This is a genomic window from Pseudomonas sp. 910_21 (assembly GCF_052850735.1).
Map to the genome: position 1 here is coordinate 664,157 of NZ_VXCY01000004.1, position 13,658 is coordinate 677,814.

The 13,658-nt window shown below is 62.7% G+C and carries 10 protein-coding genes; 1 reads left to right on the forward strand and 9 read right to left on the reverse strand.

Features of this window, described 5'->3' with window-relative positions; translation table 11 throughout:
* Positions 1-9: 9 nt before the first annotated feature.
* The 9 genes from FW796_RS16750 to FW796_RS16790 all read right to left on the reverse strand — a co-directional run bounded on the left by FW796_RS16750 (position 10) and on the right by FW796_RS16790 (position 11,825).
* On the reverse strand, positions 10-1,554 hold the full coding sequence (locus tag FW796_RS16750) for an MFS transporter (RefSeq protein WP_446439594.1): 1,545 nt from the start codon (positions 1,552-1,554) through the stop codon (positions 10-12).
* A gap of 177 nt (positions 1,555-1,731) precedes the next feature.
* Positions 1,732-2,658, reverse strand: coding sequence for a LysR family transcriptional regulator (locus FW796_RS16755; protein ID WP_346634013.1), 927 nt, complete (start codon positions 2,656-2,658; stop codon positions 1,732-1,734).
* 219 nt (positions 2,659-2,877) lie between these two features.
* The gene (locus FW796_RS16760; protein WP_446439595.1) at positions 2,878-3,744 is read right to left on the reverse strand and encodes an ABC transporter permease; all 867 of its coding nucleotides are present in this window, start codon (positions 3,742-3,744) and stop codon (positions 2,878-2,880) included.
* A 33-nt stretch (positions 3,745-3,777) separates the two neighbouring features.
* Positions 3,778-4,638: an ABC transporter ATP-binding protein gene (locus tag FW796_RS16765; protein WP_346634011.1), complete on the reverse strand. Its 861-nt coding sequence runs from the start codon at positions 4,636-4,638 to the stop codon at positions 3,778-3,780.
* Between the two features lie 5 nt (positions 4,639-4,643).
* Entirely contained in the window at positions 4,644-5,681 is a 1,038-nt protein-coding gene (locus FW796_RS16770; protein ID WP_404938005.1) for an ABC transporter substrate-binding protein, read from the reverse strand.
* Between the two features lie 26 nt (positions 5,682-5,707).
* Complete coding sequence (locus FW796_RS16775) at positions 5,708-6,595, reverse strand: TauD/TfdA dioxygenase family protein (protein WP_446439596.1); 888 nt, start codon at positions 6,593-6,595, stop codon at positions 5,708-5,710.
* A gap of 326 nt (positions 6,596-6,921) precedes the next feature.
* Positions 6,922-8,289: an HlyD family type I secretion periplasmic adaptor subunit gene (locus FW796_RS16780; protein ID WP_346634009.1), complete on the reverse strand. Its 1,368-nt coding sequence runs from the start codon at positions 8,287-8,289 to the stop codon at positions 6,922-6,924.
* On the reverse strand, positions 8,279-10,435 hold the full coding sequence (locus tag FW796_RS16785) for a type I secretion system permease/ATPase (RefSeq protein WP_404938003.1): 2,157 nt from the start codon (positions 10,433-10,435) through the stop codon (positions 8,279-8,281). The genes FW796_RS16780 and FW796_RS16785 overlap by 11 nt, the downstream gene beginning before the upstream one ends.
* A 37-nt stretch (positions 10,436-10,472) precedes the next feature.
* The gene (locus tag FW796_RS16790; protein WP_346634007.1) at positions 10,473-11,825 is read right to left on the reverse strand and encodes a TolC family outer membrane protein; all 1,353 of its coding nucleotides are present in this window, start codon (positions 11,823-11,825) and stop codon (positions 10,473-10,475) included.
* 363 nt (positions 11,826-12,188) lie between these two features.
* Between FW796_RS16790 and FW796_RS16795 the strand changes: the two genes are divergently transcribed.
* Positions 12,189-13,658 (forward strand): retention module-containing protein (locus tag FW796_RS16795; RefSeq protein ID WP_446439597.1); only part of this gene is annotated, 1,470 nt, incomplete at its 3' end.

Here is a 13,658-nt window from a genome sequence, read left to right on the forward strand (position 1 = left end):
CCTTCTCGTTCAAGTGGGCGCCCGCGGTGGATAGATCCGCGTCGGCAGCCAGAAAATCAGCAGGATCAGCGCAGCGGCCACCCCTGCCATGCAGAAATAGAGATCGGCGGAGGTCAGCACCACGGCTTGCTGGTGCAGGCGCTGGGCCAGCCCGGCTACCCGGTCATCCACCAGGGGGGAGTTGCCCAGGCTGTCCACCAGCATCGTCGAGTGGAAATGCAACCGGTGAGTGGTGAGCACATCCAGCACCCCGGTGGCGATCACCGCCGCCAGGCCTTTCACGGTGTTGAACCAGGCCGAAGCGAAGGGCCCTTCCAGCGGAGTGATGCTGCCGGTGGAGAGCATCAGCAACGGCAGCACCGCCATCGGTTGGCCGAAGATCTGCAGCAGTTGCAGCACATAGAAATCGTCACGAATCCAGGCCGAGGTCAGGTGCGTGCCCCCCAGGCAAGACAGCACCAGCATGCCCAGGCCGATCCCCAGCACCCAGCGGCAGTCGACCCAGCGCAGGTTGCACAGGGCCGCCACCAGCGGCAGGGCCAGCAGTTGCGGCAGGGCCATCACCAGCATCACCGGGGCGGTCTGCAACGGGCGATAGCCCTGGACCTGAGCCAGGTACGCCGATGGGATGATGATCACCGCGGTCAGTACCACCAGCACCCCGGCCAGGGTCAACAGGGCGAAGGACAGGTTGCGGATGCCGAGCATCTGCAGCTTGAAGAAGGGAATCGGCTGCGACCATTCGTTGATCATGAACAGCACCAGCAACACCAGCCCGCCGACCAGCAGCACACTGATCAGCGGCGACTCGAACCAGTCCAGACGATTGCCCTGGAGGATGCCGATCACCAGCATGCAGATCGCCGGGAAGCCCAACAGCAGCCCACGCCAGTTGAACTGCTTGAAACGCTCCAGACGCAACGGGTCCTGGGGCAGGCCGTAAGCCACCGCCGCCATGGCCAGCAGACAGGGCGCCACCACCTGCCAGAAGGCCCAGCGCCAGCCCACGTACTCGGTCCACAGTGCCGCCAGGGGCGTACCCAGGCTGGGGCCGAAGGTGGCTGTCAGGGCATAGCCGGCCAGGCCGTAGAGCTTGACGTTGGCCGGCAGGAACCGCAGGGCGACGGTCATCAGCATCGGCGGCAGCGCGCCTCCGGCCAGGCCTTGCAGCGTGCGCAGCAGCAACAGGCTCTGGTAGTTCGGGGCGAAGGGGCACAGCACCCCCAGCAGGGTGAACAGGCCAATGGCACACAGGGTGAAACGCCGCAGGGAAAAGGTCACCGAGCACCAGGGCGCGAAGGCCATGGCCGCCACCGAGGTGGCGGTGTAGCACGCCACCAGCCAGGTGCCTTCGTCGAATCCGATGAACAACGCACCGCGGATATCCGCCAGGGCGATCTTGGTCACCATCTCGTTGAGACCGGAGACCAGCACCGCCAACAACACACCGACCAGACCGATGATGATTCGCGGCCCGAAGATCGGTGGTGCAATGGCTGCCGGCTTGCTGGCGGCTTCAACCGAAGCAGGCGCAGCGACAGCAAGGGAACTCATGGAAATACTGCTCCAGACAAGAAAACCAGAGCAGTTTATGAACAGCCAGTGCTGACGAAAACTGACTTATCGACAGTTTATAAATGCACCAAACGCAACGATCATCCCCTGTTAATCGTAGGAGCTGGCTTGCCAGCGAAGAGGCCCCCAAGACCGCATTCGCCGGCAAGCCGGCTCCTACGAAGAGGTCGGCTGGGCTTCTTGCCAGGTGGCCTGGCAGGAGCTGCGCAGGGTTTCGCGAAACCATTTGTGCGCCGGGTCCTTGTCGTAGCGCGGGTGCCAGGCCTGGGTCAGGACCAGGGTCGGCAGAGAAATCGGCAGGACGAAGGAGCGCAGACGCAGGCCCAGGCGCGAGACGCTGAGCAGGGTTTCCTGAGGCACCGGCAGGATCAGGTCCGAATCCGGCAGCATGAACATCGCGGCGTGAAAGCTCGGGGCAATCAGCGACACCCGACGCTCCAGGCCCTGCTCCGCCAGCGCCGCATCGATAGGGCCACGGGCGATGCCCCGGCGAGACATGCTGATATGGGGAAACGCGGCAAAACGCTCGGCGGTGATGTCCTCGTCCAACAGTGGATGGTCTTCGCGCACCAGGCCGACAAAGGCGGTAGTGAACAGATTCTGCACCTTCACTTCCGGGGTCAGGGGCCGGGTGTTGCTGATCCGCAGGTCGATCCGCCCCTCCCGCAGGGCCTCGTCATCGCCATCGCCTTCCGGCACGAAGCGCAGTTCGCATAACGGCGCCTGACGCTCCAGGGTATCGATGAGGCGACCGCCATAGACACCGACGAAAAAATCGTTGGCGCGCACATTGAAGCGCCGTCGCAACGAAAGCAGGTCCACCTGATCCGCCGAACGGAACAACAGCGCGGCCTGCTCCACCAGATCACGCACCTGACTACGCAGCTCCAGAGCCTTGGGGGTGGGCACCAGGCCACGTCCGGCCCGCACCAGCACCGGGTCACCCAGGGCTTCGCGAATCCGCGTCAGGGTACGGCTCATGGCCGCCGGGCTGAGGTTCATGCGCCGCGCGGCGCCGACCACACTGCCCTCGTCCAGCAGGGCATCGAGGGCGACCAGAAGGTTCATATCCGGGAGTTGCATACTGAGCACTCATGACTGATCAGGGATGATCCGGACGCAATGCTAGCAGGCTTGGCGCCGAGGAAAATGAGGGAGATCAATCCATACCCGTGAACCCACTACCCGCGTAGGAGCCGGCTTGCCGGCGAATGGGGTCTTCGAACCTTGCATCGCCCTTGAGGCCGCCTTCGCTGGCAAGCCAGCTCCTACGGTCGGGGGTGGTTCCGGTGGCGGGGCCATTCAGCGCTGCATGCCCCAGCGTTTCACCGTGACGCGCTCCAGGGTGTCGAAGATCAGGTTCTCCACCAGCAGGCCGATGAGGATCACCACCGCCAAGCCGGCAAACACCTTGTCGGTGTACAGCTCGTTGCGGTTCTGGAAGATGTACCAGCCCAGGCCGCCCTTGCCGCTGGTGGCGCCGAACACCAACTCAGCAGCGATCAAGGTGCGCCAGGCGAAGGCCCAACCGATCTTCAGCCCGGCGAGAATCGACGGCAGCGCCGCCGGGATCAGGATGAACAGCACCAGTCGCAGGCCCTTGAGGCCATAGTTGCGCCCGGCCATGCGCAGGGTTTCGGAAACCCCGAGAAACCCGGCGTAGGTATTCAGGGCCAGGGCCCAGAGCACCGAATGCACCAGCACGAAAATCAGGCTGTTCTGTCCCAGGCCGAACCACAGCAGCGCCAGGGGCAACAGGGCAATGGCCGGCAGCGGGTTGAACATCGAGGTCAGGGTGCTCAGCAGGTCACGGCCGAACTGGGTCGAGACCGCCAGGGTGGTCAGGGCGAACGCCAGGACAATACCGATCAGGTAGCCCTTGAGCAGCACCACCAGGGAAATGCCCACCTTGCCCAGCAGTTCACCACTGATCAGGCCCTGGTACAGGGCGCCGGCGGTCTGCACAAAGCTGGGCAGCAACAGGTCATTGTTCTGGTAGCGGGCCACGGCTTCCCAGAGCACTGCCAGGAGGATCAGGATCAGGCCCTTGCGCAGCCAGCCCTGTTGCCAGAGTCGCTGGCCCAGGGGCAGCTCTCGTTCCAGCGGGACTTGCAGCAAGGGTTGCAGGACTACTTCGAATTCTTCGCGCACAGGGGATGACTGGCTCATCGGGCGTTCCTCGTTCAACGACAGCCTGACGGCTCAATAGGCGATACGGATATCGGCGAAATCCAGCTCGGTTTCGGTTTCAGGCCCCTGGCCTTCATCGAACAACAAGCGATGAATGCGCTGTGCCGTCTGCTGGAACGCCACGCCGCCAAGGCTTTGCAGGTCGTACTGGTGGCTGTGGACTTGCGCCCGCACCCGCCCCGGATGCGGCGACAGCAGGAGGATGCGATTGCCCACCACCAGCGCCTCTTCAATGGAGTGGGTAACGAACAGCAAGGTGAAGCGCACCTCCTCCCAGAGCAGCAGCAACTCCTCCTGCATCTTGCGCCGGGTCAGGGCGTCGAGGGCCGCGAAGGGCTCGTCCATCAGCAGGATCTTCGGCTGCATGGCCAGGGCGCGGGCAATCGCCACCCGGGCCTTCATGCCACCGGACAGGGTGTGCGGATAGGCATCGGCGAAAGCCGCCAGGCCGACCTTGGCCAGGTAGTGCAGGGCGCGCTCTTCGGCTTCGCGACGGCCGAGGGTTTTCGACGCCAGCAGCGGAAACATCACGTTCTGCTTCACGGTTTTCCAGGGCGGCAGTTGGTCGAACTCCTGGAACACTACGATGCGATCCGGCCCAGGCTGACTGACTCGCCGACCCTGCAGGCGAATCTCGCCCTCGCAAGGCTGGATGAACCCGGCCACCGCCTTGAGCAGGGTCGACTTGCCGCAGCCCGAAGGCCCCAGCAGGACAAAACGATCGGCCGGATCAACCTCGAAACTCACCTGGTGGGTGGCCCGTACCACGCGCTGCGGGGTGCGGTACTCCAGGCTGACTTGATCCACCGCCAACAGCGTTTCGGCGGTGGCGGTGGGGTTGCTGGCCGTGTGGCCTGGCAAAGGGGCGTTCATGGCCATCAGCTCCCTTGCAGCGGCTTGGCGTCCTGGAAGAAGTAGTCCTTCCACGATTCCGGCTTGTTCTTGATGGCGCCGACCCGGTACAGGAACTCCGCCAGCGGGTAGGTGTTTTTCGGCGTCACGCTGAATTCGAACTGCGGGTTGTCGATGATCTTCAGCAGCGTGGCGCGGTCGATCTTGGCCTTGGTCACGCGGATGTAAGTGTCGGCGGCCGCGCCTTTGTCGTTCTGGGCGAACTCGGCAGCTTCAGCCAGGGCTTCGACGAAGGCCTTGTAGGTTTTCGGGTTGTCGTTGCGGAATTTCTCGGTGGCGAACAGCACCGTTGGCGAGTTCGGGCCCAGCAGGTCGTAGGTATTGAGCACCACATGCACGTTGGGGTTCTCCAGGGCCTGATCCTGGAACGGCGGGTTGGAGAAGTGCCCGGTCAGCTCGGTGCCGCCGGCAATCAGCGCGGCGGTGGCGTCCGGGTGCGGCACGGCGATGGTGTACTTATCCAGGCGATTGAATTCCTTGTCGCCCCATTGCTTGGCCGCAGCGTATTGCAGGAAGCGCGACTGCACCGAGACGCCCACCGCCGGCACCGCGATGCGGTCCTTTTCGGTGAAGTCGGCGATGGTCTTGACCTTGGGATTGTTGCTCACCAGGTAGTAGGGGAAGTTGCCCAGGGACGCCACGGCCTTGACGTTCTGCCGGCCGTGGGTGCGATCCCAGATGGTCAACAGCGGGCCGACGCCGGCTCCGGCAATGTCGATAGAGCCCGACAGCAACGCGTCGTTGACCGCTGCGCCGCCGGACAGTTGGGTCCAGTCGACCTTGATGTCGATGCCCTCTTCCTTGCCGTGCTTCTCGATCAGGTTCTGGTCGCGCACTACGTTGAGCAGCAAATAGACGATGCCGAACTGTTCAGCGATGCGGATCTCGCCTTCGGCATGGGCCGCTGTAGGGGCGACCAGGCTGCCGGCCAGCAGGCTGAAACCCAGGCCGATGGCCGTGGCCAGTTTGCCGAGGCGGGGAATGAAGGGAATGGATAAAGACATGATGATTCTCCTGCCGTGCCTGGCGATCAGTAAGGGGCGTCGCCCTGGATGGTGGTGCGATACAGCTTGCGGCGCAGATGGCTCGGGCAACCGGCGGCCAGGTGGATCAGCGAGCGGTTGTCCCAGAACACCAGATCGTGGGGCTGCCATTGATGGCGGTAGATGTTTTCCGGCAGCACGCTGTGGGCATACAACTCGGCCAGCAATTGGGCGCTTTCGTCTTCCGGCAGGCCAACGATGCGGGTGGTGAAACCCTCGCTGACGAACAGCGCCTTGCGGCCGTTTTCCGGGTGGGTACGGACGATGGGGTGCACCACCTCGGCGACCTGGGCCAGTTGTTCCGGGGTCAGGGTCGGGCGCCAGTTGCCCTCGAACTTGGTCTCGCTGTAGCGGGCCGTGTAGGAGTGGGCGGCGCTGCGGCCCTCGACCGCCTTGCGCAGGGCCTCGGGCAGGTTGTCCCAGGCTTTGTGCATGTCGGCGAACAGGGTGTCGCCACCTTCGGCCGGTAACTCCTGGGCATGCAGCATCGAGCCCAGGCTGGGCAGTTCCTTGTAAGAGAGGTCCGAGTGCCAGAACTTGCCGGCGTCACCCAGGCCGATGGACTGACCGTTCTCGATGATGTTGGAAACGATGAGGATTTCCGGGTGCCCGGCCAGCAGGAACTGCTTGAGCACATGGATCTGCAGCACGCCGAAACGGCGGCTGAAGGCGATCTGCTGTTCCGGGCTGATGCGCTGGTCACGGAACACCAGCACATGGTGATCCAGGTGGGCGCGGTGGATGCGGGCGAAGTCCCCATCGTTGACCGGCCGGGACAGATCCAGGCCGATGATCTCGGCGCCCACGGCGCCACTGAAGGGACGGATTTCGAAGGCTTGTGCGGCGATGGGCGCGGCACTGGCTGATGCAGACATGACTGAAACTCCCGCGCAGGCGCGCCCAGGGCGCGCGCGTCGATCAGAAACTCACGGAGATCCCGTGTGGGTTCATTTCGTGCGGCGCGCCGATTGGTCGGCAGGTACGCAGGGAGTCAACTTTATAGATATAAGAAAGCGAATTTAAATACCGTTAGCGAATAACGATATGTTGATTCGGGCGGTGCGATACCTGGGGACGCTGCGCTGTCGACGGCTCGATGAGACGAACTGTAGGAGCCGGCTTGCCGGCGAAGGCGCTCTCACGGGCCCCTTCGCCGGCAAGCCAGCTCCTACAAGGCTGGCAAGGTCGCTTTTTACACGGATCAGCGTTCGTGCAGGGCTTCGGCGCGGGCGCGGATGATCGGCTTGAGCAGATAGCTGAGGATGCTCTTCTTGCCGGTGATGATGTCCACCGAGGCGACCATCCCGGGAATGATCAGCAGCGGCTTGTCATCGGTGCCCAGGTGGCTGCGGTCGGTGCGCAGCTTGATCATGTAGTAGGTGGTTTTCTTGTCTTCGTCGGTGATGGTGTCGGCGCCGATCTGTTCCAGGCGGGCCTTGAGGCCGCCATAGATGGTGTAGTCATAGGCGCTGAACTTGACCACCGCTTCCTGGCCCGGGTGCAGGAAGGCAATGTCCTGGGGACGGATCTTGGCCTCCACCAACAGGGTGTCGTCCAGGGGCACGATTTCCACCATGTCGCTGCCCGGCTGGATCACGCCGCCAATGGTGTTGACCATCAGTTGCTTGACGATGCCGCGCACCGGCGAGGTGACCAGGGTCCGGCTGACCCGGTCTTCCAGTGCCTTGCCGGTGGCGCTGGCCTTGTTCAGTTCGGTGCGCGCCTCATTGAGCTGGGTCAGGGCCTCGCTGCGGAACTTGCCGCGGGTTTCATCAATCTTGCGCTGCACTTCCTTGATCGCCGATTCGGCACGGGGAATCGCCAGGGTGGTGGCGTCCAACTGGCCACGGGTTTCCACTTCGGCACGCTTGAGCCGCAGCACTTCCACCGGCGATACCGCGCCCTGGGCCACCAGGGGCTCGGACATGGCAATTTCCTGGCGTTGCAAGCCCAGTTGCTGACGGTACTGGGCCTGCTTGGAAGTAAACTCCCGCAGTTCCTGCTGTTTCTGGATCAGCTGTTCCTGGAGGCCGCCGATTTCGTCATGCAGTTGCTGACGGCGGCTCTCGTACAGGGATTTTTCGCTGGCGGCCTGGCCCGGTGCGTCCTTGAGCGCTTGCTCCGGGAAATTCAACGCACGGTCATCGACCTCGGCGCTCAGGCGCTCCACCCGCAGCAACATGGACAGGCGCACGGTCTCGGTCTCGCCGACGTTGGACTGGAAGCGCGTGTCATCCAGGCGGATCAACGGCGCGCCGGCCTCCACCACCTGGCCTTCCTTGACGTACAGCTCGGAGACGATCCCGCCTTCCAGGTTCTGGATCTTCTGCACCTTGGACGAAGGAATGGCCTTGCCCTCGCCTTTGGTCACTTCGTCGATGACCGCGAAGTTGGCCCACAGCACCAGGAACAGGAAAAACGCGATGATGCCCCAGATGGTCAGGCGAATGACCCGTGGCGCATCTTCGATCAGGGCCTTGTTGACCTCGGGCAACGGCTGCCCCTGGAGAGAATCGGTGCCTTTGAAATAGCGGCGGATCGAGTCCTTGAATCCCGACTTAAGCAACACTGATCTGCCCCTTCTTCAACGCTTCCATCACTACCGCTTTCGGGCCATCGGCCAGGATCTGTCCACGGTCCACCACCAACAGCCGGTCCACCAGCGACAACAGCGACGCCCGGTGAGTGACCAGGACCACGGTCTTGTTCTGCACCACTGCTTCCAGGCGCTGTTTCAAGCGTTCTTCACCGGTGTTGTCCATGGCACTAGTGGGCTCGTCAAGCAATAGGATCTGCGGGTTGAGCAACAGGGCACGAGCCAGGGCGACGTTCTGTCGCTGGCCACCGGAGAGGTTCTGTCCGCGTTCGCCCACCTGCAGTTCATAGCCTTGCGGGTGCAGCCGGGCGAATTCGTGAACCCCTGCCAGTTCGGCGGCTTGCAGCACCAGCTCGTCTTCGACGTAGCGGGCACCGGAGGTCAGGTTGTCGCGCAGGGTGCCGGCCAGCAGCTGGATGTCCTGGGGCACGTAGCCAATGTTGTGGCGCAATTCGCTGACATCGATCTGGCGGATGTCCACACCGTCCACCAGCAAGGCACCGGAGTCCGGCTGATAGAGCCCCACCAGCAGCTTGGCCAGGGAGCTTTTGCCCGAGCCACTGCGGCCGATGATGCCGACCTTCTCGCCCGGCTTGATCACCAGGTTGATGTTCTTCAGCGCCGGATTCTGCTGACCCGGGTAGGTGAAGTTCAGTTGCCGGCATTCGATGGCGCCCTGCAGCACGCTGCGACTCAGAGGGCGCTCGTCGAAATTGCGCTCCTGGGGCAGTTCCATCATCTGGTCCACCGAGGTCATGGTGACGCGGGCCTGCTGGTAGCGAGTCAGCAAACCGGACAGCGAGGCCAGTGGGCTCAAGGCCCGGCCGCTGAGCATGTAGCAAGCGATCAGCCCGCCCATGCTGAGGTTGCCGTCGATGATCTGGTACACGCCGAAGACGATCATGACCACCCCGGCCAGTTGCTGGATCAGCAAGGTGATGTTCATCGCCAGGCTGGAGAGCATCTTCACCCGCAGTTCCAGGCGGCTGAGGGTGCCGATGGTCTGCTCCCATTGATACTGACGCTCGCTTTCGGCGTTATTGACCTTGACCGCATCCAGCCCGGCCAGGGTTTCGATCAGGCTCGACTGGCGCTCGGCACCCAGGGCCATGGTTTTCTCCATGGTCGCCACCAGGGGCTTCTGCAAGGCGTAGCCGATACCCAGGGCAATGGGGAACGCCAGCACCGGGATCCACACCAGGTGCCCGCCAAGGATGGCGATCACCAGGAAGATCAGCAGGGTAAACGGCAGGTCGATGAGGCTGGTGAGGGTCAGGGACGCGAGAAAGTCCCGCAGGCTCTGAAACTCATGGATGTTCTGGGCGAAGCTGCCGACCCGAGCCGGGCGGTACTTCATGGCCATGCCGACGATGCGCTCGAACAGCGTGGCGGAAATGATCAGGTCGGTCTTTTTCCCCGCCAGGTCCAGGCACAGGCTGCGCAGACTCTTGAGGATCAGGTCGAAGATGTAGGCGCCCATGATGCCAATGGACAGCACCCACAGGGTCGAGGTGGCCTGGTTGGGCACCACCCGGTCGTAGACGTTCATCACGAACAGCGGCGCGGCCATGGCGATGATGTTGATCAGCAGGCTCGCGGCGATGGCGTCGGCATACAGCCAGCGCGAACGCTTGAGGGTGTCGCGGAACCAGGAGCGGGCCCGGGGAATCAGCGACCCGTGATTGACATCGAACTTGTGCTGGGGCTGGGCAAAGAACACCTGGCCGCTGTAGTCGTCGGCCAGCAATTGGCGATTGACGCAGACTTCACCGCCATCGCTTTCGCTGAGCAGCAGCCGCGCCTGGTCCTCGCCCTGCCAGCCCAGGAGCACGGCGCTGCGGCCGTCCTTGAGCAATAGCAGGGCGGGCATCGCGATGGTTGGAATCTGTTCGAGCTTGCGGCGTAACACCCGCCCCTGCAGCCCGGCCCGAGCCGCCGCACGGGGCAGCAGCTCGGCGCTCAAGCGCTGTGACGGCAATGGCAGACCCGTGGTCAGCATGGCCGCACTGGCAGGTTTTTGATGCAGGAAGCAAAGGGTCAGCAACCCATCCAGCAAGGGATCGTCATGCATGCCGCGCGGATCATGACTGAGTTGCACACGACTGACTTCTGATTCCACGCTGGACACTCTTGGCTGGCAATAGGATGAAAGTAGCTCAATTCATCCCAGGCAGCTGGACCTTGGGCTTCGCATCGTTCTGCACGACCGAAGCCATAGGTGCGACCACTCCCTGGCTCTTGAGCAACTCGCCCATGGTCGCCTTGATTCGATACTGAGTAAATAACTGAATGTTCTGGATCTCGGCCAAACGCCGGGAAGCGGTGAACAGTTCGTTTTCACTGTCGAGCAAGTCCAGCAGAGTACGTTCGCCCAGGCTGAACTGTTTCTGGTAAGCGGTGCGCACCGCAGTGCTGCGGTCGACATATTGCTGGGCGATCGGCACCTGGGCGTTGGCGTTGTTCTGGGCGTTCCAGGCCAGGCCCAGTTCTTCGTTCAGAACCCGCAGGGCGTTGTTGCGAATATCCAGGGCCTGGTTCGACTGGTAGGCCTTGGATTCCAGGTCGGCCTTGTTGCTGCCGCCGGCGAACAGGTTGAAGCGCATGCGCAGCATGGCCTGCCATTCATTGTTATGGCCGTTCTGACCGTCGAGGTCGTTATCGGCGGTGCGGCCCAGCTCAGCATCGAAACGCGGGTAGAAAGCCGACTTGGCGGCGTCGTACTGCTTCTCGGCAGCGACGATATCGGACTCGGCGGAGCGCAGGATCGGGCTGTTTTCCAGCATCTGGCGTCGGGCTTCATCGAGGTTGGCCGGCAGCAGCGCCATAAAACTGGCTGGTCGCTCCAATTGATCCGGCATCTCTCCCACAGCACTCAGGTAGTTGGTCTGGGCATCGGCCAGGTTGGTCTGCTCGGTGATCAGATTGTTGCGGGCCTGGGCCATGCGCGCTTCGGCCTGGTCAAGGTCGGCACCACTGCCTACGCCACGCTGGGTGCGCAGTTTGATCTGGTCGTAGATGCGTTCGTGATTACGTAGATTGTCTTCTGCCAACTGCACAAACTGACGACGGGTCAACACATCCAGGTACACCTGGGCCACGGTCAGCGCGGTGCGCTCGGAAGTGCCCAGCAGGGAATAAGCCCGAGAGTTGACGGTGGCTTGTTGACGCCCCACTTCGCTGGACGTGGCAAAACCGTCAAAAACCATCTGCTGGAGACGTAAACTTGACTCTCCGCGGTTCAAGGTTTCCCAGTGATTACTGCCAGTACCCGCACGAGTACTAGGGTTATCCGTGCCTTCACGGCCGTAGCCAGCGAGCATATCGACGCGCGGCAAATAGCCACCCTTGGCCGCTTTGAGTTGATAGTCAGCGGCTAGACGGCTGTTTACCCCGGCTTGTATTTCCGGATGCACATCCAGTGCTTTCTGCATGGCTTCGGGGAGTGTTTGTGCCTGCACGAAACTGGCGGCTAAGGCGAACGGCAGGGCCTTGAACAGGTGAAAACGCATGGTAAGAATTTCCCTCGGACAGCATGTCCAGAAACACGTCATTAACGTGGTGCCACATCGAATGATTACAAGCACAACGACCGTCCGTCGGAAAGCTCAAACTAAGAACTGGTTCACATACTTCAAGTCAGGTTATTGCATAAATATCAATGTGACATTAATCCGGCGATTGTTTAGGATGGCATCCATAAGGTCAATAGTTTGGCATAAAGTTAATCTCGAAAAAATCTAGCCAAAATATTGACAGCCATACTGTCAAATACCCGTTTCCAATTACACAGCAATGTACCTCCAGACTGAGTTGCGGCCCGCGCCCAAGCCGGTACATGGATGTCAACTGAGCGGTACACCGGAGAGTCCCCAATGAGCAGTGTTGTTGCCATCGTCAAAAGCATTGTCGGTCAGGTTTTCGTAGTTTCCCCGGAAGGAATCCGGCGCGTACTCATCGAAGGCGACCGCCTGTTCGTGGGTGACCAGGTGGATACCGGCCCGGCGGGTGCCGTCACTCTGGAGTTGACCGACGGGCGTACCCTCGACCTTGGCCGCGACACTCAATGGAGCGGTGCCGCCCCGGACTCCAGCACCGACCTGGCCCAGGCCAGCGCGCAAGCCGCGCCCTCGGTGGCTGAACTGCAGCAGGCCATTGCCGCCGGTGTCGACCCGACCACCGACCTGGAAGCCACCGCTGCCGGCCCGTCCGCAGCAGGTACGGGTGGTGCTGCCGGGGGCGGCCACAGCTTCGTCCAGCTTGAGGAAACTGCAGGCCGGGTGGACCCGACCATCGGCTTCCCGACCGCCGGCCTGGGGCTGGCCAATTCGGCCCAGGACAACACCATTGGCGGGCTGACCAACAATAATGGCCTGGCCAATGGCAACGGCAGTGGCAGTGATTCGCTGCGCCCGGCGACCCTGACCCTGGGCGCCACCCCGACCATCACCGAAGCCGGTGGTGTGCTGGTGTATACCGCCACTCTGACCCAGGCACCGCTGACCGACCTGACCGTCACCCTGTCCAATGGCGCGGTCATCGTGATCGGCGCCGGCCAAACCACTGGCAGCGTGCAGGTCCCTCTGGCGCCCCATGACAACGTCTATATCGACCCCGGCCAGATCAGCGTTAGCGTGACCGGCACTGCTGGCGGCGGCGGCCTGCTGGTGACCGTCAACCCGACCCCGGCGGTGACCCAGGTCACCGACACTATCGACACCACCACCGTCACCCTGACAGCCGATGCCAACGTCACCGAAGGCGGACAGATCACCTACACCGCCACCCTGACCAACCCGGCGCAGACGCCGGTGACCATTACCCTGTCCAACGGTTCGGTCATCACCATCGAAGCGGGCAAGTCCAGCGGCTCGATCGACGTCGCGGCCCCGGCCAACGATGTCTACAAGAACGGCAGCACCCTCGAGGTCGGCATCACCAAGGCTGAGGGCGGCAACTTCGAGAGCCTGGTGCCCAGCACCGACAAGGCCGTGACTACAGTCACCGACACCATTGACGATACCGGCCTGAGCCTGTCGGCCACCGGCACCGTGGCCGAAGGCGGTTCCATCGTCTACACCGCGACCCTGACCAATCCTGCCGGGACTGCGCTGACCGTCACCCTGAGCAACGGCGCGGTGATTACCATCGCTGCTGGCGCCACTTCCGGCACCGCCACCGTCGCGGCCCCGGCTGATGACGTCTATAAGGACGCGGGCAAGGTCGAAGTCACCATCACCAAGACCGATGGCGGCAACTTCGAAAACCTGGTCACCAATCCAGCCCCTGCCGTCACTGACGTCACCGACACCATCGATACCTCGACAGTCAGCCTGACCGCCACA

Bases quoted from the DNA above. Each gene is read 5' to 3' on its own strand.
- FW796_RS16755 (WP_346634013.1), bottom strand. From the start codon at position 2,658: ATGCAACTCCCGGATATGAACCTTCTGGTCGCCCTCGATGCCCTGCTG.
- FW796_RS16790 (WP_346634007.1), bottom strand. From the start codon at position 11,825: ATGCGTTTTCACCTGTTCAAGGCCCTGCCGTTCGCCTTAGCCGCCAGT.
- FW796_RS16760 (WP_446439595.1), bottom strand. From the start codon at position 3,744: ATGAGCCAGTCATCCCCTGTGCGCGAAGAATTCGAAGTAGTCCTGCAA.
- FW796_RS16775 (WP_446439596.1), bottom strand. From the start codon at position 6,595: ATGTCTGCATCAGCCAGTGCCGCGCCCATCGCCGCACAAGCCTTCGAA.
- FW796_RS16750 (WP_446439594.1), bottom strand. From the start codon at position 1,554: ATGAGTTCCCTTGCTGTCGCTGCGCCTGCTTCGGTTGAAGCCGCCAGC.
- FW796_RS16765 (WP_346634011.1), bottom strand. From the start codon at position 4,638: ATGAACGCCCCTTTGCCAGGCCACACGGCCAGCAACCCCACCGCCACC.
- FW796_RS16770 (WP_404938005.1), bottom strand. From the start codon at position 5,681: ATGTCTTTATCCATTCCCTTCATTCCCCGCCTCGGCAAACTGGCCACG.